Raw genomic sequence first — 21,125 nt, 5'->3', positions numbered from 1 at the left:
CTATAGCAAACGGTTGCTATTTAACATTGCGGCGAGTTTTAGTGCGCATGGCGTGATTATCGCCTGTTGGGATGCGTCTTTGTGGTGCGCCATTGCACTCGTAATGTGCAGGAAAAATCCTGCAACACGCTGCTTTGGGTTTTCATGAGCATGGGTTCGAGGTTAATGCTAAGGTGTGGCTGATAACCTGAAATCGTATAAGGAACAGTGAGATGATTATTTTTGTTACTGGCGCAACTGCTGGTTTTGGTCAAAGTATCACCCGCCGCTTCATTGCTACAGGTCACAAAGTGATCGCCAGCGGACGTCGCGCTGAGCGTTTAAAAGAGCTGAAAGATGAGTTGGGCGACAATCTGTATACCGTTCAGCTGGACGTGCGTAATCGCGCCGCCATCGATGAAGCGATCGCCTCCCTGCCCGCTGAATGGCGCAATATTGATGTGCTGGTTAACAATGCTGGCCTGGCGTTGGGTGTGGAACCGGCGCACAAAGCCAATATCGAAGACTGGGAAAATATGATCGACACCAACAATAAAGGTTTGGTGTACATGACGCGTGCGGTGCTGCCGGCAATGGTTGAGCGCAATGTCGGTCATATCGTGAATATCGGTTCGATTGCCGGTAGCTGGCCTTATTTGGGTGGCAACGTGTATGGCGCGACCAAAGCGTTCGTGCGCCAGTTCAGCCTGAATCTACGTACCGACCTGCACGGCACCGCGCTGCGCGTGACCGATATCGAGCCAGGTTTGGTGGGCGGCACCGAGTTCTCAAACGTGCGCTTCAAGGGCGATGACGATAAAGCGGGCCAGGTTTATGAAGGCACCACCGCGCTGACGGCGGAAGATGTCACCGAAGCGGTCTATTGGGTAACGACGCTGCCGAAGCACGTCAACATCAATACGCTGGAGATTATGCCGGTGACGCAAACCACCGCGGGACTGAAGGTGCATAAAGGTTAATCGTAATACCCGGGGCGACCATCCTGTGAGGCGCTCCGGCGGCTTTCGCCGCGACGACCTCATCGGGATGTTTCCCCCCTGATATCGCACGCCGGTGTGGCCGATGATTACGCGCGGCCCCAACCGGTCACGATAATCAACATGCCGCTCAAGGCGACCAGCGCGCCGACCCAATCCCACGTACTCAGTTTTACGCCATCCACCACGCGCAGCCAGATTAGCGCCGTCAGCACATATACGCCGCCATAGGCCGCATAAACGCGCCCGCTCGCGGCGGGATGCAACGTTAACAACCAGACAAACAGCGCCAGACTTGCCGCGGCCGGCACCAGCAGCCACGCCGTCATGCCCTTCTTCAACCACAGCCACGGCAGGAAACAGCCAACAATTTCCGCTATCGCAGTGATAAAAAACAGCAAGGCGGTTTTGACCAGCATAGAAAATCTCTCGCTAAGCTAAACAAAGCGCTCACCGCTGGTGAGCAAAGAAGCAGCGATGATATACTAGCGCCCATGGTTGTTACAGCCGCGATCCCGGCTGTGCTGGTGTTAACTGAAGGAAATGACGATGAAAAAACTGTTTTCCGCCCTGCTGGCTACCTTGGTGACGTCGAGCCTGTTAATGGCTGCGCCCATCGCTGCGGCCAAAACCGATCGCCTGATTATTGAAGATGGCAGCAGCGCCTCCAGTAATGAAGCTGCGCGCCAGAGCAAAGAGCAGTGGAACGATACCAAAAACCTGCGTAATAAGGTCAATACGCGCGTTGAGAAAGAGTTCGATAAAGCGGACAAAGCCTTTGATACCCGCGACTCCTGCGAAAAGAGCTACAACGTTAACGCCTATTGGGAACCGAATACGCTGCGCTGCCTCGACCGCCGCACCGGACGTCCAATTGCACCTTAATCGTTTATCACTGCTATAGTTTTGACAGGATTTCTGACCAAAGGAGTGAATGATGAAAAAACGTAATGCAGTTCTGCTGATGGCGATGTTGTCGCTGCCGGTATTGGCGCAAGCTTCTTGTGAAAGCGTTAAAGCGGACATCAGCAAAAAAATCATTAACAACGGCGTCGCCGAATCGGATTTCACGCTGGATATCGTGGCCAATGATCAAGCCGATCAGGTCGGCGGCCAGGTTGTGGGTCATTGTGAGAACGACACACAGAAAATCGTCTACAAGAAAAATGGCCGTGATGGTGACAGCACCGTGCCAGACAGCGCGGGAAGCTCTCAGGATACGCCAGCGCAGTAAACTTTCGGGCGGCTCTCTGGCCGCCCTGCTTTTATTCAACTTCCGGCCTTTGCCGCGGCATTATCCACGCCACCCACAACGTTAGCAGCGCAATCAGCAACGACACGACAAACACCCAATGTAAAGAACTGGCGATTTGTCCGGTCCAGTCATGCAATGTCGCCTCCGACAGCGCCTGACGGCTTTCAGGCGACATGATTTTCTGCATCGGATCGTCGGCCTGCGGCAGACGCAGCGACAAGTTGAGGTTCAGCACCGCGCCCAATAACGCGGTACCAATCGCCGAACCGATCATGCGGCTGAACATGATTGAGGCGGTGCAAATGCCGCGAATGTCGTAATGCGCATGGTTCTGTACCGATACCAGAAACGTGGTGCTGGTCATGCCCATGCCGGTACCAATCACAAAGGCGGTGAATCCGGCCTGCACAATTGAGCTGTCGCTGCGCAGTAGCAGCAGTAATGCGCTGCCCGCAATCAGCAGCAGCGCGCCCAACTGCGCGGTGAAGCGATAGGAGGTGATAAGCATCAACCTACCGCTCAATGTACTGGCCAGCGGCCAGCCAATCGACATCATCGCCAGTGCGCTGCCGGCCTGCAGCGGCGTGCCGCCGGTGATGCCCTGAATCCAGGTTGGTAGAAAGGCGCTGATGCCCATCATACTGGCACCGATGATCAGGTTGCCGATGTTGCCAGCAACGATGAGCCGGCTGCGCCAGATTTCCAGCGGGAACAGCGGCGCATCAGCACGCTGTTCATGCTGTTTTAAACGCCAGGCAGCAATGACCGCCAGCAGCAGGAATGGCACCAGCCAGAAACCGAGCACTTCTGCCTGCAGCAGCGCGACCAGCAACGCCGTTACGCAGATCATCAGCCAGCAGCTGCCGGTGAGATTGAGCGTGGTGGCCTGATTTTGTTCACGCGATGGAAGAAAACGCCCCAGCAGCAGCATGGCGATGGCGCCAATCGGCACGTTGACCCAGAAAATCACCGACCAGCTAAAGTGCTGCACCAGCCACGCGCCGCTCAGCGGACCAATGATTGCCGCCACGCCCCAGACGCTGGAGAGCCAGCCCTGTACGTTGGCGCGTTCGCGCGGCGAATAGACGTCCGCCACAATGGTGGACGTTAGCGGCATAATCGCCCCGGCACCTAACCCCTGAAAAGCGCGAAACAGGATCAGCCACGCCATGCTGTGGGCAAATCCGCACAGAATCGATCCCAGTAAAAAAAGCGAAACACCGATAAACAACAGCCGTTTGCGGCCCCACATATCTGCCAGTCGGCCATACAGCGGCACGCTGACGGCTTGCGTCAGTAGATAGATGGAAAATACCCAGCCAAACTGCGAAAAGCCGCCAAGATCGGCAATAATGGTCGGCATGGCGGTGGCTACGATGGTGACTTCAATCGCCGCCATAAACATAGCGAGCATGCAGCCGATAAGAATCCAGTGGCGATGTTCCGTGTTCAATTCTGCAGTTTCAGTCATACGTCTCCTTAATTTCTAATAAGGCTAGCTGAAAATTCATCAGACCAGTTTCCTCTGCGTGCGCCCCATCTGTGACGACGTCACTTACTTCGATGAAAATTTTTTATTGTCGGATGATGCCTTATTCCACGCGGGTTAGATGGCGTTTTTTATTATTTCTATCTGTCTGATTTTGCCGCAAAAACTAGCGCTTATCGACAAGCATTGCTATAGGTCTAAGCGGTGCTTTCCAGATATTCACTGAAAAAGCATCTGATAACAGTCATTTTAACTGCAATTTAACGGGGTGAAGGATTTTCGTATGTGTGCGTTTTAACACTGCGCCGTCATCCTGGGAATGACATTACCTATCGAACGATTTCTTGAATCAGGGAGACACTGGCTATGCAAAATGCATCGCTCGCCCGCCGCGCTGGGCTGGCTCTGCTCGCGATTGTTGCGGTGATTGCCCTGCTGGTTTGGGGGCTGGGGCTGAATACGCTGCGCGACCGGCGGGAAGATTTGGTTTATCTCGGGCAGCAGCATCTGTTTTTGGTGTTTTGGTCAATGTTCTTTGCGCTGTTGGTAGGCATTCCCAGCGGCATCCTGCTGAGTCGTCCATTTGCTCGTCGCTGGGCAGAGTACGTGATGCAAATCTTCAACGTGGGTAACACGCTACCACCGCTGGCGGTATTAGCGCTCGCGATGGTGATTGTCGGTATCGGCGATCGTCCCGCGCTGATTGCCCTGTTCCTCGCTTCGCTGCTGCCGATTGTGCGTAATACTTTTGCCGGTTTAAGCGCGGTACCGCCGTCGCTAATCGAAGCCGCCAACGGTATAGGTATGACGAAGTTTCAGCGTTTGCGTCAGGTGGAAATTCCTAATGCGCTGCCGGTGATTCTGGCAGGCGTGCGCATCGCCACGGCGATTAACGTCGGTACCGCGCCATTGGCGTTCCTGATCGGTGCCAGCAGTTTTGGTGAGCTGATTTTCCCCGGCATCTACCTTAACGACTTCCCTACGCTGATCCTCGGCGCTGTGGCCACCGCACTGGTTGCGCTGGTGCTCGACATGCTGCTCGCGGCATTGGGACGTTATCTCAGCCCGCACTCTGCGGCTTAACACAAGGAGTTTTGTGATGGCCACTGCCAATAAGCTGGCGCGCTGGGTTAAACGTACTGCGCTGGCACTCACCGCGACGCTGGCAATCAGCCAAAGCGCCGCGGCTGCAACACCGATTACCATGGCAACCAAGAGCTTTACGGAGCAGCACATCCTCTCCGCGATGACGGTGATCTGGTTGCAGAAGAAAGGTTTTCAGGTGATCCCCAAGACCAATATCGCCACCACTATTGGTCGTAACGCAATGATCAATAAACAGATTGATATGACATGGGAATACACCGGAACTTCGCTGATCATCTTTAACCACATCAATAAGCCGATGTCGACCGAAGACGCGTATAAAACGGTAAAACAGCTGGATGCGAAATTGGGCCTGGTGTGGCTTAATCCTGCACCGATGAACAATACCTATGCGTTTGCCATGCAACGCGATCGCGCAGAGAAAGAAGGCATCAACACCATGTCGCAACTGGTGGCGAAGCTGGAAGAGGTACGCAAGAACGATCCGGATCATAACTGGAAACTGGGTTTGGACCTGGAATTCTCGGGCCGCTCCGATGGTCTTAAGCCATTGCAGAAAGCCTACAACATGCCGCTCGATCGTCCGCAGATTCGCCAGATGGATCCCGGCTTAGTTTACAACGCGATTCGCGATGGCTTTGTTGATGCCGGTTTGATCTACACCACCGATGGCCGCGTGAAAGGGTTCGAACTCAAAGTGTTAGAAGATGATAAGCACTTCTTCCCAAGTTACAACGTCACGCCCGTAGTGCGTCAGGATGTGCTGGAGAGCCATCCGGGTTTGGATACGGCGCTTAATCAGCTCTCCGCGTTGATTAATGACGAAGCGATCACCGAGATGAATAAGCGTGTCGATATTGATCATCAGTCGCCGCAACAGGTGGCGCGTGATTTCCTTCAATCCAAGAACATGCTGTAAGGAGGCGCTGTGGATACCTTGCATTACATCATGAATAACTGGCACACCTTGATGACGCTCACCTGGCAACACACGTGGCTGGTACTGGTGGCGGTCGGTTTCGCCATCATCGTTGGCGTACCGCTGGGCATTTTGATTGTGCGCTTTAAGTGGCTGGCCACGCCGGTGCTCGGCATCGCCACTATTGTGTTAACCATTCCCACCATCGCGTTGTTTGGTTTGATGATTCCATTGTTTTCTATGATCGGTCAGGGCATCGGCGCCCTTCCCGCTATCACCGCCGTGTTCCTCTACTCGCTGCTGCCGATTGTGCGTAACACCCACACCGCGCTGGAGAATTTGTCTCCCGGACTGCGTGAAGCCGGTCGCGGGATTGGCATGACCTTCTGGCAGCGTCTGCGCTGGGTAGAAATTCCGATGGCGCTGCCGGTGATTTTTGGCGGTATTCGTACAGCGGTGGTGATGAACGTCGGCGTGATGGCGATTGCCGCCGTGATTGGTGCGGGCGGTTTGGGCCTGCAACTGCTCGACGGGATCAGCGGCAGCGATGTGCGCATGTTGATTGCCGGTGCCTTGATGATTTGTTTGCTCGCGATTGTGCTTGATTGGCTGCTGCACCGTTTGCAGTCGGCGCTGACTCCTAAGGGGATTCGATAATGATAAAACTGGAAAACCTGACGAAAACCTTTACTCAAAAGAACGGCACATCACTCAATGCCGTGGACAACGTCAGCCTTGAAGTGCCTGCCGGGGAAATGTGCGTGCTGCTCGGCCCATCGGGTTGTGGCAAAACCACCACCCTTAAGATGATTAACCGTTTGATTCCCTCCTCAAGCGGCAGGATTTTGATCAACGGTGAAGACACCAGCGGACAAGATACCGTCACCCTGCGCCGCAATATTGGCTATGTCATCCAGCAGATTGGTCTGTTCCCGAATATGACCATCGAGGAGAACATTACCGTGGTGCCGCGCATGTTGGGTTGGGATAAGAAGCGCTGCCGCGAACGCGCCACGGAATTGATGAGCATGGTGGCGCTCGATCCGACCAAGTTCCTGCATCGCTATCCGCGCGAAATGTCCGGCGGTCAGCAGCAGCGTATTGGCGTGATTCGCGCGCTGGCTGCGGATCCACCGGTATTGCTGATGGATGAACCTTTCGGTGCGGTCGACCCAATCAACCGTGAAGTGATTCAGAACGAATTCCTTGAGATGCAGCGCCAGTTAAAGAAGACCGTGATGCTGGTTAGCCATGATATTGATGAAGCGCTGAAGCTCGGCGACCGCATTGCGGTGTTTGGTCAGGGGAAAATTGTGCAGTGCGCCAGCCCGGATGAGCTGTTAGCCAAACCGGCGAACGACTTTGTTGGCTCCTTTGTCGGTCAGGACCGTACGCTGAAACGTTTGTTGCTGGTGCAGGCCGGCGATGTCACCGATCAGCAGCCCACCATCACCGTGCAGCGTAATACGCCACTGCAGGAGGCCTTCGCCACCATGGACGATAACGATATGCGTTCGGTGACGGTAGTTGATGAAGATGGCAAGCCACTGGGATTTGTGAAGCGGCGTGAAGCGCGCGGCGCCACTGGCCGCTGCGAAGAGATGCTGCATACCTTTAAAGTGACCGGCAAAGCGGAAGAAAACCTACGCGTGGTGCTGTCGAAGCTGTATGAGCACAACACGGTGTGGATGCCGATCGTCGATGAGGAAGGTCGTTATAGCGGCGAGATATCGCAGGATTACATTGCCGATTATCTCAGTTCTGGACGTACGCGCCGTCGGTTGAATCCGTAAAACCCTAAGCAGTCGCCGAGGGGCATATGGCAGATCGTAAAGTCGCCATAAATCATCCCTGAGGCTCAGCCCGCGCCTTCCCTGGCGCGGGATGCTTTACTCCTCTGCCATATGCCCCTCGGCTATTTGACTCCGTGCGCTTTGTTAACGCGACTCCTCAGCCGTTTTTGCCGCCACTGCTTCGCTGCGCTCTGAAGGCAGCACGACATTCAAAATAATCGCCAGTATCCCGCCAGTAGTCACCGCGTGACCAAACAGGTTGCTGATCAGTGTCGGGAACTGTTTCAGCACTTCAGGTACCGCTTCGACACCCAAACCGATACCAAAAGACACGGCAACAATCAGCATCTCGCGACGGCCAAGCGGCGTTTGCGTCATCACGCGGATGCCGGCCGCCACCACGCTACCAAACATCACGATGGTCGCGCCGCCCAGTACCGGCGGTGGAATCTGCTGCAGCATATAGCCAATCGCCGGGAACATACCGAGCAGCACCAGCATTACGCCGATCACCATGCCAACATAACGGCTGGCAACGCCGGTCATTTGGATGACGCCATTATTTTGCGCAAAAGTGGTGTTGGGAAAGGCAGAGAACACGGCGGCGAGCAAGCAGCTGATGCCATCGGCGAAAATACCGCCCTGCATGCGGCGCTCAAACGCTTCGCCTTCAATCGGCTGCTGCGACAACATGCAGTTCGCCGTGAGGTCGCCCACCGCTTCAATCACGGCTATCACCGATACCAGCGCGATGGGAATGAAGATGGTCCAGTCAAAGGCAAAACCAAAACGGAACAGCGCCGGCATTACCAGCCACGGCGTATCACCCATTGGCTTAAGGGTGAGATGGCCGGTTAACGCTGCGGCGATACAGCCCGCAGCAATGCCGGCCACCACCGCAACCAGCCGCGTCCAGCGATTTTGCGAACGGTTAAGTACGATAATCACCAGCAGCGTCAAGGCACCGAGCGCCAGATTGCCGGGCGCGCCAAAATCGTTGGCGTTATGGCCGCCAGCCCAATCGGTGATGCTGACTTTAATCAGGCTGATACCAATTAAGGTAATAACGGTGCCGGTAACCACCGGCGTCAACACTTTGCGTAATGGCGAGATGCAGCGGCTGATCAACATCGGAATCATCGCCGCCACCAGGTTGCAACCAAAGATCATCGCCATGACCTCTTCTGGCGATCCGCCGCGCGCTTTGACCATCAATCCGCCCGACAGAATCACCCCGAGAAAGGCAAAGCTGGTGCCCTGCAGGCAGATCATGCCTGCGCCAATGCCCATAAAGCGGCGCGCCTGCAGGAAAGTACCGAGACCGGAAACGAGCAGCGACATGCTGATCAGATAAGGGATCCATGCCTGTAATCCCAACACGGAACCAATAATCAGCGGCGGCGTAATGATGCCCACTACGCTGGCCAACACATGTTGCAGTGCGGCACAAAATGCAGGCAATGGACCGATGCGGTCATTCAGCCCATACAACAAACCTTTCTCATCTGATTGCGACATACAGGTGCTCCGGCAAGATATTCATCAGAGCTGCTGATGCATGAATCACGCCAGAACAAGGGGTTTATTAAAATTTGTAAGTAAGATATTGAATATTATGGCAATTAATTCAGTAAAGAGGAGGGCTGAATCTGAAATCTTAGATTCAGCCATTGATCATTTGCGGCTTTTTGTTTCATCAAGCCGCAGGCTTTGCACTGTTGTCGTGCGTAAAATTTTCATCGAGCAGTGAAATATCCAGATAACCACTCAGTTCCCGCTGTTCTGCGCGCGGCAGATAAGGCAACTCGCCTAGTAAAGGTGCGCCTAGCTTTTCTCTCAAAACATCAATAATTTCAGCGTAATGCGCCAGACCGGGATTAATACGGTTGGCTACCCAACCCACGAGTCGCAATCCATCCTGCGCAATCGCCTCGGCGGTCAGTAAAGCGTGGCTGATGCAACCTTCTTTAATGCCGACTACCAACACAATGGGTAAATGTTCCTGCCGCACCCAGTGGGACAAAGGCTGTAAGTCGTTCATTAAACTGCGCCAGCCGCCGGTGCCTTCTACCACCACGCGCGCGGCGCGCTGCTGCAAATCGTTTAGACTGCGGCTGAGCAACGGATAATCTATACGCTGCGACGCGCTGGTGCTGATTTCATCCTCTTGTAAGGCGATAGGATTGACGGCGGAATAATCGAGAGCGAGACCTGAAGCCTGCTGTAATAACAGGGCATCTTTATTACATAAGCCTTCAGATGTGAGTTGCGCGCTTTTGGCGACAGGTTTGAAGCCTGCGGCGCACAGATTCGCCTTGGCAAAGCACTGCAATAATGCGCGTGATACCACGGTTTTACCCACCGCGGTGTCGGTACCGGTGACAAAAAGCGTTTTCACCATTCTCCTCCTTCATTAAAGCGATGTGTAACGTGCGAAGGAGGCAGTTTAAGGAAATGTTTTCACGGGCAGATTGCGTTAGGACAAACTTAAGGTGAGCTGTAATTATCCCTGCAACAGTTTTACCAATAAATGGCCGCTATAGAGCGCGTCTTTTATCAGTGCGGCGCCGCCAAAGGTGCCGGGATCGCTGAAAGCCGTTGGTGTGAGCTGGATTTCACTGCTATATGCGGGCAAGGCTTGTTGTCGAATGGTACTGCTCACCGCAGGGAACAGCACATCGGCGGCCTGATTCAGCGGCGAACCGATAAGGATTTGTTGAGGATTAAAGATGTTTACCATCATCGCCAGCATACGGCCAATATGGTGTCCGACGCCCGCAATCACATCACGCGCCAGGCGATCGCCCTGCTGCGCGGCTGCGCATAAGCTCTCAATCGTCAACGGCGTCTGATGCAATACACTGTCCGGCTGCGACGGCAAACGCTGGGCGGTGAGATTAAGCAAGCTTCCGATGCTGGCGACGGTTTCCAGACAGCCATTATTGCCGCAATAACACTGCTGGCCGTAAGGATCGATTTGCGTATGACCAATTTCCACCAGCGTACGACCATTTTTGTGCAGCAATTGTCCGCCGCTGATCACGCCCGCGCCGACGGTTTCATCAATCACAATCTGAATCACATGTTGCGCGCCACTGGATGCGCCAAACAGCGCTTCGGCTAACGTCCAGGCGGAAATATCATGCTGCACGAACACCGGCAGACCGGTGCGCTGCGCCAGCGTTTCTCCCAGCGGCATATCCTGCACGTCATAACCCGGCATGCGATGGACCACGCCAGAAGCGGCGTTGATCAATCCTGGCAAGGTAATGGCGATGGCGGTCAAACGCTCCAGCTTGCTTTGGTGGCGAATAAAGAAGTCATTCACTGTCTCGTGCAAGGTTTGTAGCAGTGGTTTGTCGGCGCTGGCGTGCAGCGGCAGGCGATCTTCCTGCAGCGCGCGGCTGCTGAGATCGCGCAGCGTCAGCGTAATGAATCCGGGCTGAATGCGAACGGCGAGATAGTGCCAGGCGAGCGTATCGAGGATCAAACCAATCGCGGGACGACCGCGACTGCCCGGCTCCTGAAATTCAGTTTCCTGAACCAGATGGGCATCGAGCATTTCACGCACGATTTTGGTAATGCTGGCGGGTGCTAACTGGGCACGTTTAGAAAGCTCAATACGCGAAATCGGGCCGTAAAGGTCAATCAGTCGGTAAACCACACCTGCGTTGGTCTGTTTTATCTGATCAATATGACCAGGTTGACTGTACAGATTCACGCCCAGCTCCCATTATTTTCGCGCTTCTAAATAAACAGCAGCTATGGTGATGCAGATTGACCAGCAGCGTCAAATATTTGATTAGAAATGTGATTTATCGCACATAAAGTTTGGGCCCTCATTCCACTGCGGACTCAATTCTCTGCATTTTGCAGCATCAGCGACATCATATTGGTCATTTGCGCCGTCGGTTCTCGCGTCGCTGACCAGACCAGCCAAACTTCAGAAATCGCGTCGCTCTCCTGCAAAGGGATCCACACCACATCGGCCAGACGTGCACGGCTGAATGACGCCGGCAGAATCGACACGCCGAGTCCGGTCGCCACCAGACCAAGAATGGTCATCGCCTCGCCCACTTCCTGCGTAATAAAAGGTTTGATTTGATAGCGATGCAGCAGCGCCAGGATTTCACCGTACAACGCGGTGCCGCCTTGCGGATCGAAAAATACAAACGGCTCGTTGGCTAATGCCTGAATGGAAATCGACTCTGCATCGGCCAGCGGATGCGCCCAATGCACTACCGCGCATAGCGGCTCACGCAGTAGCACGCGGTGTTGCAGATCGCTGGGCAGTGGCGTATTGCGCATCACACCGAGGTCGAGCCGATCGTCATGAAGTGGCGCAAGCTGCTGCCGCGTATTGTTCTCCTGCATCTGAATGTGCACTTCTGGCCAACGCTGGCGGAATTGGTACAGCGCGTCAGAAACCAGACCGGTAAACGGCGCTGAGGAAGTAAAGCCGATGCGCAACTCGCCCTCCTGCCCGCTATGCACGCGTGCGGCGCGGCGGGTGGCCTGCTCCACCTGTAACAAAATGGCACGCGCATCCTGCAAAAACAGCGCGCCGGCGGGCGTGATCTGTACGCTGCGATTGGTGCGGGTAAACAGCTGCGCGCCAATTTCCTGCTCCAGCTGCTGAATCTGCTGGCTTAGTGGCGGTTGCGAAATATTCAGGCGCTGCGCGGCGCGGCCAAAATGCAACTCCTCCGCGACGGCAATGAAATAGCGTAAATGACGCAACTCAACATTCATATTTTAAACGTCTCATTTGAGATTATTAATATATTGTACAACCTATTCGCCCTTTCCTACAGTAACGGCATGATTGTTCAAACGAGGATGTTCCGTGAGTCGCTCTTCTCAGGCGGTGATACTCGATGAAGACGAGTTGTCCGTAAAGCCTGCTCCAGCTGCAGCCCCTTCAGAATGGATTGAACGTGGATCGCCGCAGTTTATGCGCGTGACGCTGGCGCTGTTCTCTGCCGGTCTTGCCACTTTCGCCCTGCTGTATTGCGTACAGCCCATTTTGCCGGTGTTATCGCAACAGTTTGGTGTTTCTCCAGCGCAAAGCAGTATTTCTCTCTCGCTATCGACCGGCTTAATGGCATTGGGATTGCTGTTTACCGGGCCGCTGTCAGATGCGATTGGGCGTAAATCGGTGATGGTTACCGCGCTGTTGCTCGCGGCTATCTGTACCTTGATTTCCGCCACCATGAGCAGCTGGCAGGGGATTTTGCTGATGCGCGCGCTGATTGGCTTATCGCTGAGCGGGGTTGCGGCGGTTGGCATGACCTATCTGAGTGAAGAGATTCATCCACGCGTTATCGCCTTTTCCATGGGGCTGTACATCAGCGGTAACTCGATTGGCGGCATGAGCGGACGCCTGTTGACGGGCGTATTGACTGATTTCTTCTCGTGGCGCGTTGCGGTGGGCGTGATTGGCTGTTTCGCGTTGGCGGGCGCGCTGATGTTTTGGAAAATCCTGCCTGCGTCGCGTCATTTCCGTCCAGCCTCGCTGCGTCCGCGTAGTTTGCTGATCAACTTCCGTTTGCACTGGCGCGACAAAGGATTACCGCTGCTGTTCGCTGAAGGCTTCCTGCTGATGGGCGCGTTCGTCACGCTGTTCAATTACATCGGCTATCGCCTGCTGAGTGCGCCCTGGTCGCTGAGCCAGGCGGTGGTGGGATTGTTGTCGGTGGTCTATCTGACCGGCTCCTGGAGTTCACCGAAAGCCGGCGCGATGACCAGCCGCTTTGGACGCGGTCCGGTGATGATTGGCGCAACTGCGATTATGCTGACGGGATTGCTGCTGACGGCGTTTAACTCACTGTGGCTGATTTTACCCGGCATGATGTTGTTCACCGCCGGATTCTTTGCGGCGCACTCCGTTGCCAGCGGCTGGATTGGCCCGCGTGCGCGTCGGGCTAAAGGCCAGGCATCGTCACTCTATCTGTTTAGCTATTACGTCGGATCCAGCGTCGCGGGTACATTGGGCGGCGTGTTCTGGCACAGCTATGGCTGGATGGGCGTTACGGCATTCATTAGCTTGCTATTATTAATGGCTTTGTTGGTCGGCTGGCGATTGCAGTGCCGGAAACTGTAATACCTTTCATCTGTTAAACGGGGCTAATGCGCCCCGTTCTCTCATCAAGTCCACGCCATCCGGTGATCTCACAGTCCCAGATAAAACAAAACGGCCATTCGTCGCTATAATTCATTCCATTCCAACAATAGTTAGACTTTTATTATTTCACAGCAATGAGGACGATAGATGGGACTCTATTATTACGTCGATAAGCATGCCGGCTATAACGACAACCATGTAGTACACGCAACGGGATGCCCATACCTACCCGCCGATGAGGCACGCCGTTTTCTTGGGACTTTCTACACGCCAAATGCCGCCATTCAGCAAGCGCGTAAATTTTATGCCAGCGCGCTGGGCTGCGAGCACTGCTGTCCGGTGGGGTTAAAAAAAAACATGACGACTCAAAATAGTGTGGCACTAAAACACATGGTGCGACTCTGATAATCATGATGTGAGAGTGGTCAGCAGACTTAACTCTTTTGTTAAGCAGCACTGCGGCGTTTAATAATAACTATAAATTTAAGTGTAATAATAACTGGACCTTAAGGCGCTCAAAGTGGCGTCAGGTCCAGTCGCCTCTATCTCCCCGTTTTTGATCTTGTTCGCGCTCATATTGATGACAGAAAGCGTAAAAACGTAAGGCTATTAATTACGCCACTCTTGATAAAAAATATTCAGTAATAAAAGCCCGACAAACGGTTTCCCTCCGCTCATTAATGCTCCACAATAGCGGCAATTTGTGACTCCGGTCACTTTCTGGGGTGCTTTTTGCCCTTTCATTTGCCGTCTGACTGATTTGAACTCCATGCAATCTACTACTGTTTCCCGTAAAACGGCCTGGCTACGCGTTGTACTGCTGGCTATTGCTGCTTTTGTCTTTAACACCACAGAATTCGTGCCTGTCGGTCTGCTGTCGGATATCGCCGCCAGCTATGACATGAAGACTGCCGATGTTGGCATTATGCTGACCATCTACGCGTGGGTTGTCGCGCTATTGTCACTGCCGTTGATGCTGTTAACGCGCAATATTGAGCGTCGCCTGCTGTTGGCGGTGTTGTTCATTGTGTTTGTTGCCAGCCATGTGCTCTCGTCTTTGGCATGGGATTTCACCTCACTGGTTATCTCGCGCATCGGTATTGCCTTAGCGCACGCCGTGTTCTGGTCAATTACCGCTTCGCTGGCCATTCGCGTGGCGCCTGCAGGCAAGAAAACTCAGGCGTTGAGTATGCTGGCAACCGGTACCGCGCTGGCGATGGTGCTGGGCGTGCCGATTGGGCGTATCGTCGGTCAATATCTTGGCTGGCGCACTACTTTTGGCATGATCGGCTTGTCTGCTTTGGTATTGCTGATTTTGCTGATGCGCATACTGCCGCGTCTGCCGAGCGAGCACACGGGTTCACTGAGCAGCGTTCCGATGCTATTCCGCCGTCCGGCGCTGGTGGCAATGTACGTTCTGGTTACCGTGGTGGTGACGGCGCATTACACCGCTTACAGCTACATCGAACCGTTTATGCAGGTGGTGGCTAATGCCGATAATAATTTCACCACGCTGCTGTTACTGCTGTTTGGATCAGCGGGCATTCTCGGCAGCGTGCTGTTTAGTACGCTGGGCAATAGATTCCCTTCTGCGATGCTGATCGCCGCGATTGCGATGATCACGCTAAGCATGGGCTTGCTGGTGTTTGCTGCTGTACGTCCCGCTGCAATCACCGTGCTGTGCATCATTTGGGGCATGGCAATGATGATGATTGGTCTGGCGATGCAGGTGCGCGTTTTGGCGTTGGCACCGGATGCCACCGACGTCGCGATGTCGCTGTTCTCGGGTATCTACAACATCGGTATCGGCGCGGGTGCGCTGCTGGGTAATCAGGTCAGTTTGCATATGCAAATGTCGGATGTTGGTAACGTCGGCGGCATTATTGGCCTCGCCGCACTGTTCTGGTGTATCGCTATCTTCCGCCGCTATCCTCAGCTGCGTTCTAACGGATAAGAAAAAAGGCTTCAGAAGGTTATCTTCTGAAGCCTTTTATTCACTTCCTGCGGGATGCTTAATTGCCCTCCGCTCAATTCTCTTAGTTATAAATTACTGCTGTGCCATTTAGCTTGTTGTTGCCAGAGGTCGAAGTGATGCGGAATGACTTTGCTCCGGCAGCACTGGCCTTTTCCGCTAGCTGATTCTCCAGCGATGTCAGGTTAGTGCTACCTGATGCGCTAACCACACCAATCTGTTGTTGATTCAACGGCGCTTCGTTTACTAAGTCTGCAGCCATGCTACCAAACGCGATTGAAGACAATGCTACAGCGGCCAAAGTCAGTTTGATGCTTTTCATAATTTTGCTCTCTTAAACGGGTGAATTGGGGTCGGTCGCGATTAAGTTAACAACCGTTAATTAAATGCTACTGCCGAATGGACCCGCGCGTTAATCATTTTATTAACGATCATTATTTTAATCTGAAGTGGCGTGATTATGGGCTTCCCAGCCCTTTTTGACTTATCCATTTGGGTGCTTTCGCAAGCAAAAAGCACAAACGGGCAAAGACGAATAGACTCATTCCCGGCTGCGCTTGCATATTTATTTAATGATCGGTAATTTAATGGGGTATTTCTACGCTTTGAGGTGCCCAATGACAGAAGTTATCGATGTGGTGAACAGGAAAACGCGCGGCCGTCCGAAAGTGTTTGATCGCAACTATGCCCTGGACAAGGCATTGATGTTGTTCTGGGCGCATGGCTATGAAGGCACTTCGCTGTCCGATTTGGTTAACGCTACCGGCGCTAAGGCCCCAACCCTTTATGCTGAGTTTGAAAATAAAGAAGGGTTATTCCGTGCGGCGATGCAGCGATACATTGAAACGTTCAGCGCACAACGCAACGCCGTGCTAAATGATGATGCTTTAGACGTGAAAACGGCCATTGAAGCCTATTTTCGCGCAACCGCCGCATGCTTCACCGCATGTGATAGGCCTGCTGGTTGTTTCTTCATTTGTACCTCGAGCGCGCTCTCTTCCGGCTCAGAAGAAGTGGCGCAAATGCTGGCTCAACAGCATCACGCGCAGGAATCAGCGTTAAAAGCATTTCTTGATACCCGGCAGCAGCGCGGCGAGTTACCGCAATGTGCCAATAGTACAAGGTTAGCCCGCTACCTGGCGTGTTTACTGCAGGGAATGTCGGTGCGTGCGCGTGAAGGCGCTAACCGTGAGGACCTTGACCAGATCGTGGATACGCAGATGGCAATCTGGCCCGCTCTGGCGGGATATTGTGAATTGAGCACCAAATAAAATTCAGGCCGACTTCCGTGTCGGCCTAAAATTATTGCCTCCGTACGAATACTTAGGCGAGCGCGCGTTAAGGCAGGAAAAACATCGGTTTCAACGCTGCACTCACCGGACTGTTATCCGGATTCGATGGCATTAAATCCTTCATCGATGCCCACCAGCGCTGACACACTTCCGTTTTTGCCACTGCTTCCCAGCGCGCTTCAGACTCAATTTCCACGCTGGCAAACAGCAGATTGCGTTCAGCATCCAGCCAGATAGCGTAATTGTGCGCGCCATGCGCTTTTAGCGTCTCAGCTAGCTCCGGCCAAATTGGCGTATGACGGCGCAGATACTCATCGTGACAGTGTGCATGCACCTGCATCACAAAGGCTTTACGCAACATCGCTGCGCTCCGCCTGCAGCGCGGCTTGCCACGGCTTAACGTTGAAGCGTTCACCCAGCGCGATCAGCTGCTCAGTAGTGATGCTTTGACGAATACCGCCCATTGACAGCGCTTTTACCACCACTTCGGAGGATTTCTCCGCCGTATCGATCAGGCCGAAAGTCTCGTCGAGGTTTGGACCCGCGCCAAAGATGCCGTGGAACGGCCACATCACAATGCTGTGATTTGCCATTGCGTCTGCCGTTGCCTGACCAATTCCATCGGTACCGGGAACCATCCATGGCAGAATACCTACGCCATCCGGGAACACCACCAGACATTCGGTGCTGCCTTCCCACAACAGGCGTGTGAATCGTGCGGAATCCAGATTTACCACATAGCTCAGCGCCATAAAGTTGGTGGCGTGGCAATGCATGATGACGCGATCAATGCCGTTTGAGACCTGCTTGCGCACGCTGTGCGACTGGAAGTGGGCTGCCAACTCTGATGTTGGCAGGCCGCCGTTACTCAAACCCCAATGGATTTTGTATGACAAGCCTTTGTCATCCACCTGAAGCAGCGCCAGACAGTCGGCCGGGTCGAGCTGAACGTTACGGAAAAACTTACCCGACCCGGTGACCAGGAACCAATCATTGGCCAGTGCTGGAGCAGGTTTGGTTAGCTCAATACAGCGCGGCTCGGCATAGAAATCACCGGCGAAATCTTTAACTTCTTCCGGCAGTAAACGTAAGCTGACGTTGCCGCCGTTACGTTCATCCCAGCCCTTCAACCACATGTCGCTGGTCGCTTTAACCATTCCCTGAACAAAAGCGGAAGAGAGAATATTTTGCATGGTTTGTCCCTCAACGTTGACGCAGTGTTTGTTGTTCATAATGACGGACTTCGCTCAGCCAGCTAGCATCAGCAGGGACATCGTGGCGCAGACACCAGGCTTCCCACACCGCTTGCCACGGCAACGATTTTTGTTCTTCCATCATCGCCAGGCGGCCGGTGTAATCCCCTTCGCTCTCCAGCTTGCGTAACTGGTCGGTAGGTTCCAGCAGAGCACGCAGCAGCGCTTTTTTGGCATTGCGTGTCCCAATTACCCACGCCGCGATGCGGTTGATTGACGCATCGAAGAAGTCGAGACCGATGTGCACCTTGTCGAACAATTTGTGGCGCGCGATCTCGGTAGCGATGGCTTGGGTTTCATCGTCGAGAATCACCACGTGATCGCTGTCCCAGCGCACCGGACGACTTACGTGCAGCAGCAGGCGCGGCACATAGAGCATGGCCGTGGAAATTTTGTCGGAAATCACTTCGGTTGGATGGAAGTGGCCGGCGTCCAGAGTCAGCGCGGTCTGGCGGCTGCTGGCATACCCCAGGCAGAATTCATTGGAACCCACGGTGTAGCTTTCTGCGCCAATGCCAAACAGTTTGCTCTCTACCGCATCGATGTGGTGCGCGGGATTGAGTTTTTCACTGATCACTTCATCAAGCGCACTCGCCAGGCGTTGACGCGGTCCTAAACGATCGACGGTGAGATCTTTCATTCCGTCCGGCACCCAGATATTCATGACGGATGCGGTACCCAGTTGCTCACCAAAGTGTGCAGAGATACGACGGCTGGCCTTGCAGTGATCGATCCAGAACTGACGAATCCCTTTGTCGGCGTGTGACAACGTAAAACCATCGGCGCTCAGCGGATGGGAGAAACAGCTTGGATTAAAATCGAGGCCCAGCTTGTGCGTTTTGGCCCATTCCACCCAGTTGCTGAAGTGTTTCGGTTCAATCGCATCACGTTCGACCGGCTTATCGCTCTCCAGATAAATCGCATGCAGGTTGAGGCGTTTAGCACCCGGAATGAGTGACATCGCTTTTTCAACATCAGAGCGCAGCTCATCAGCATTACGTGCACGTCCCGGATAGTTGCCGGTAGCCTGAATACCGCCGGTCAGTTCACCGTTCGGATTTTCGAAGCCGCGCACGTCATCACCTTGCCAGCAGTGCATCGAGACCGGAATGCCATCCAGCTGCGCCATTACCTGTTCCACATCCACACCGATGGCGGCGTAACGTTGTTTGGCCAGTTCGAAGGCCTGTTCAATCAGCTTAGTCATATGCAAGTTCCTTAGCAGGTTGGCTGAGCGCGGTAAAGCGTGCCTGATGGGCAGCGAAGGCGCTGTTGTTCAACGGTTCAAATTTTTCTAACGGGAAGTTTTGGCTAATGCAGCGGCGTAAATCGCTGACGTCACGCAGTTCGCCCAAAGCAATGAGCTGGCAGCCGACGTTGCCGAGCGTCGAGGCTTCAATCGGCCCCGCCAATACCGGCAGCTGGCAGGCATCGGCACACAATTGATTTAACAGCGGGTTCTGACTGCCGCCGCCCACCACATGCAGTTGACGCAGCGGTGCCGCGCGCAGTGTGCCGAGTTCGCCAATAACCTGGCGATAGAGTAAGGCCAGACTGTCGAAGATGGTGCGAGCCAGCGCAGCCGGCGTCTGCGGTACGGGCATGTTCTGTTCGGCGCAGGCGTTTTGAATCTCCTGAACCATGCTGTCTGGATTGATAAAACGACTATGATTGGGGTTAACCAGCGCACGACAGGCGGGCTCTTTTGCGGCTTCTTTGATCAGCGAACAGAGATCGGTAATTTGCAGCTCAGTGCAGACACGTTGCAGCAGCCACAAACCCATAATGTTTTTCAGAACGCGGTAGCCTTCTGCTCCACCTTCATTGGTTACGTTGGCATTGAGCGCCGCCGTGCTGACACAAGGCTGCAAGCTCTCAATCCCCATCAATGACCAGGTTCCCGAGCTGAGATAAGCGGCATCATCCTGCATTAACGGGGTGGCCAAAACCGCGCTCGCCGTATCGTGAGTCGCAACCGCGATCACCGGAATGTGATTGCCGCTGGCGCTGGTCCAGTAACCGACAGTGTTACCTGGCGATGTTGGTTTGCCGAACCACTTAGCTGGCACGCCAGCCCAAGCAAGCAAATCGCTGTCCCATTCGCCGCTGTGAATATTGAGCAGTTGTGTGGTGGTGGCGTTGGTGTATTCCCAGTTCATCTGGCCGGTAAGGCGATAGTGCAGATAGTCAGGAATCATCAGCGCATACTGCACTTTTTCCTGCCAATCTGGCTGCTGCTGATGCAGTGCGTGCAGTTGATAAAGGGTGTTGAACGGCAAGAATTGAATGCCGGTGCGCTGATAGATTGCACCTTTGCCGAGATCGTTAATGGCCTGAGCCATGTGCCCTTCTGTGCGCTTATCGCGATAACTTACCGCCTCGCCGACGCGTTCACCGTTGGCATCCAGCAGCACCAAATCAACGCCCCAGGTATCGATGCCAATGCTGTCCGGCACAATGCCTTCATCATCAAGCTGGGCCAGCCCTAAACGAATCTCTTGCTCCAGGCGATCCAAATCCCAACAATCATAATCTGCACGGCGCACACGCTGATTGGTGAAGCGACGCACTTCGCGCAGGCTGATCTGCTGATTCGCTGAACTCCATTGTGCGAGCATCACGCGCCCGCTGGATGCGCCTAAATCAATGGCAACAATGTTACGCATACTCATGGCGTGTTCTTCCTGTAATGAGATGACTACAGATTAGAAATCTCCGCTTTTTGCCACCTTCCCCTTACTGCCAGTGCGTAATAGTCACTGGCAGGCTGACAAAGAAGTTCGTGAGAAAGCTCACAGAACCACACAAGTGGCGAGATGTGAGCCTTGCCGCATTTCTGTCAATCGCCGGTGAGATCTTGAAAAATTAGCCATTTTCCTGCGTCACTAAGATGAAAATTCAAGGTAAGGTGCGGGGCGCCTGCGTAGACTCGGCAACGGTTGAG

The 21,125-nt window shown here is 54.0% G+C and carries 22 protein-coding genes; 11 read left to right on the top strand and 11 right to left on the bottom strand.

Translation table 11 applies throughout. The annotated features are described in order from the left end of the window. The first annotated feature begins 212 nt into the window (after positions 1-212). Entirely contained in the window at positions 213-959 is a 747-nt protein-coding gene (gene ydfG, locus ACFQW4_RS09810; RefSeq protein ID WP_101764358.1) for a bifunctional NADP-dependent 3-hydroxy acid dehydrogenase/3-hydroxypropionate dehydrogenase YdfG, read from the top strand. Between the two features lie 107 nt (positions 960-1,066). Here the strand turns inward: ydfG and ACFQW4_RS09805 are convergent, their stop codons facing one another. After that, positions 1,067-1,396: a YnfA family protein gene (locus tag ACFQW4_RS09805; RefSeq protein WP_192233901.1), complete on the bottom strand. Its 330-nt coding sequence runs from the start codon at positions 1,394-1,396 to the stop codon at positions 1,067-1,069. Between the two features lie 130 nt (positions 1,397-1,526). On the opposite strand from ACFQW4_RS09805, the gene ACFQW4_RS09800 reads away from it, so the two are divergent. Together ACFQW4_RS09800 and ACFQW4_RS09795 are read left to right on the top strand one after the other, a co-directional pair. Continuing rightward, positions 1,527-1,862 carry a DUF1283 family protein gene (locus ACFQW4_RS09800; protein ID WP_377725047.1) on the top strand — a complete coding sequence of 112 codons (336 nt, stop codon included), beginning with the start codon at positions 1,527-1,529 and terminating at the stop codon, positions 1,860-1,862. Positions 1,863-1,914: 52 nt separating this feature from the next. Next, positions 1,915-2,211, top strand: a complete 297-nt coding sequence (locus ACFQW4_RS09795) for a DUF1161 domain-containing protein (RefSeq protein ID WP_110866185.1) — start codon at positions 1,915-1,917, stop codon at positions 2,209-2,211. Between the two features lie 31 nt (positions 2,212-2,242). On the opposite strand, the gene ACFQW4_RS09790 is transcribed toward ACFQW4_RS09795, so the two are convergent. Then, positions 2,243-3,703 carry an MDR family MFS transporter gene (locus ACFQW4_RS09790; RefSeq protein WP_377725045.1) on the bottom strand — a complete coding sequence of 487 codons (1,461 nt, stop codon included), beginning with the start codon at positions 3,701-3,703 and terminating at the stop codon, positions 2,243-2,245. A gap of 384 nt (positions 3,704-4,087) precedes the next feature. On the opposite strand from ACFQW4_RS09790, the gene ACFQW4_RS09785 reads away from it, so the two are divergent. The 4 genes from ACFQW4_RS09785 to osmV are packed head-to-tail and all read left to right on the top strand — an operon-like array spanning position 4,088 to position 7,540. Then, the gene (locus tag ACFQW4_RS09785) at positions 4,088-4,804 is read left to right on the top strand and encodes an ABC transporter permease (protein WP_101764354.1); all 717 of its coding nucleotides are present in this window, start codon (positions 4,088-4,090) and stop codon (positions 4,802-4,804) included. Positions 4,805-4,820: 16 nt separating this feature from the next. Next, positions 4,821-5,747, top strand: coding sequence for a glycine betaine ABC transporter substrate-binding protein (locus ACFQW4_RS09780; protein WP_008108905.1), 927 nt, complete (start codon positions 4,821-4,823; stop codon positions 5,745-5,747). 9 nt (positions 5,748-5,756) lie between these two features. Next, positions 5,757-6,404 carry an osmoprotectant ABC transporter permease OsmW gene (gene osmW / locus ACFQW4_RS09775; RefSeq protein ID WP_064738719.1) on the top strand — a complete coding sequence of 216 codons (648 nt, stop codon included), beginning with the start codon at positions 5,757-5,759 and terminating at the stop codon, positions 6,402-6,404. After that, complete coding sequence (gene osmV, locus ACFQW4_RS09770) at positions 6,404-7,540, top strand: osmoprotectant ABC transporter ATP-binding protein OsmV (RefSeq protein WP_101764353.1); 1,137 nt, start codon at positions 6,404-6,406, stop codon at positions 7,538-7,540. Before osmW ends, osmV begins: the two co-directional genes overlap by 1 nt. A 144-nt stretch (positions 7,541-7,684) precedes the next feature. On the opposite strand, the gene ACFQW4_RS09765 is transcribed toward osmV, so the two are convergent. The 4 genes from ACFQW4_RS09765 to ACFQW4_RS09750 form a co-directional block, all read right to left on the bottom strand. Continuing rightward, the gene (locus ACFQW4_RS09765) at positions 7,685-9,058 is read right to left on the bottom strand and encodes a nucleobase:cation symporter-2 family protein (protein ID WP_377725041.1); all 1,374 of its coding nucleotides are present in this window, start codon (positions 9,056-9,058) and stop codon (positions 7,685-7,687) included. Between the two features lie 178 nt (positions 9,059-9,236). Beyond that, positions 9,237-9,938, bottom strand: coding sequence for a dethiobiotin synthase (gene bioD / locus ACFQW4_RS09760; RefSeq protein ID WP_377725364.1), 702 nt, complete (start codon positions 9,936-9,938; stop codon positions 9,237-9,239). A 105-nt stretch (positions 9,939-10,043) separates the two neighbouring features. After that, the gene (locus tag ACFQW4_RS09755) at positions 10,044-11,261 is read right to left on the bottom strand and encodes an ROK family protein (RefSeq protein WP_101764350.1); all 1,218 of its coding nucleotides are present in this window, start codon (positions 11,259-11,261) and stop codon (positions 10,044-10,046) included. A gap of 134 nt (positions 11,262-11,395) precedes the next feature. Continuing rightward, positions 11,396-12,292 (bottom strand): LysR substrate-binding domain-containing protein, encoded by an 897-nt coding sequence (locus tag ACFQW4_RS09750; RefSeq protein WP_377725039.1) that lies wholly within the window; start codon positions 12,290-12,292, stop codon positions 11,396-11,398. 94 nt (positions 12,293-12,386) lie between these two features. Between ACFQW4_RS09750 and ACFQW4_RS09745 the strand changes: the two genes are divergently transcribed. From ACFQW4_RS09745 to ACFQW4_RS09735, 3 genes are all read left to right on the top strand, one after another. Further along, positions 12,387-13,643, top strand: coding sequence for an MFS transporter (locus tag ACFQW4_RS09745; protein ID WP_277974893.1), 1,257 nt, complete (start codon positions 12,387-12,389; stop codon positions 13,641-13,643). 168 nt (positions 13,644-13,811) lie between these two features. Then, positions 13,812-14,069, top strand: a complete 258-nt coding sequence (locus ACFQW4_RS09740) for a hypothetical protein (RefSeq protein WP_101764347.1) — start codon at positions 13,812-13,814, stop codon at positions 14,067-14,069. A gap of 364 nt (positions 14,070-14,433) precedes the next feature. Then, positions 14,434-15,618: a sugar transporter gene (locus ACFQW4_RS09735; protein ID WP_377725036.1), complete on the top strand. Its 1,185-nt coding sequence runs from the start codon at positions 14,434-14,436 to the stop codon at positions 15,616-15,618. Between the two features lie 82 nt (positions 15,619-15,700). Here the strand turns inward: ACFQW4_RS09735 and ACFQW4_RS09730 are convergent, their stop codons facing one another. Further along, the gene (locus ACFQW4_RS09730) at positions 15,701-15,958 is read right to left on the bottom strand and encodes a YdgH/BhsA/McbA-like domain containing protein (protein WP_101764345.1); all 258 of its coding nucleotides are present in this window, start codon (positions 15,956-15,958) and stop codon (positions 15,701-15,703) included. Positions 15,959-16,253: 295 nt separating this feature from the next. Here ACFQW4_RS09730 and ACFQW4_RS09725 point away from each other — a divergent pair, with 295 nt between their 5' ends. Further along, complete coding sequence (locus tag ACFQW4_RS09725) at positions 16,254-16,907, top strand: TetR/AcrR family transcriptional regulator (protein WP_377725362.1); 654 nt, start codon at positions 16,254-16,256, stop codon at positions 16,905-16,907. 67 nt (positions 16,908-16,974) lie between these two features. Here ACFQW4_RS09725 and rhaM read toward each other — a convergent pair whose 3' ends face one another. The 4 genes from rhaM to rhaB are packed head-to-tail and all read right to left on the bottom strand — an operon-like array spanning position 16,975 to position 20,853. Continuing rightward, entirely contained in the window at positions 16,975-17,289 is a 315-nt protein-coding gene (rhaM, locus tag ACFQW4_RS09720) for an L-rhamnose mutarotase (protein ID WP_008108878.1), read from the bottom strand. Beyond that, entirely contained in the window at positions 17,279-18,121 is an 843-nt protein-coding gene (gene rhaD / locus ACFQW4_RS09715; protein ID WP_101764343.1) for a rhamnulose-1-phosphate aldolase, read from the bottom strand. The genes rhaM and rhaD overlap by 11 nt, the downstream gene beginning before the upstream one ends. A gap of 10 nt (positions 18,122-18,131) precedes the next feature. Continuing rightward, positions 18,132-19,388: an L-rhamnose isomerase gene (locus ACFQW4_RS09710; RefSeq protein WP_377725033.1), complete on the bottom strand. Its 1,257-nt coding sequence runs from the start codon at positions 19,386-19,388 to the stop codon at positions 18,132-18,134. Further along, entirely contained in the window at positions 19,381-20,853 is a 1,473-nt protein-coding gene (gene rhaB / locus ACFQW4_RS09705; RefSeq protein ID WP_377725031.1) for a rhamnulokinase, read from the bottom strand. Before rhaB ends, ACFQW4_RS09710 begins: the two co-directional genes overlap by 8 nt. Between the last annotated feature and the right edge of the window lie 272 nt (positions 20,854-21,125).

This window comes from Pantoea sp. GCM10028869 (genome assembly GCF_042666835.1).
In the GTDB taxonomy this organism is placed as follows: domain Bacteria; phylum Pseudomonadota; class Gammaproteobacteria; order Enterobacterales; family Enterobacteriaceae; genus Pantoea; species Pantoea leporis.
Note: the sequence above shows the minus strand (reverse complement) of the source record. Positions and strands in the feature narration are given on the sequence as shown.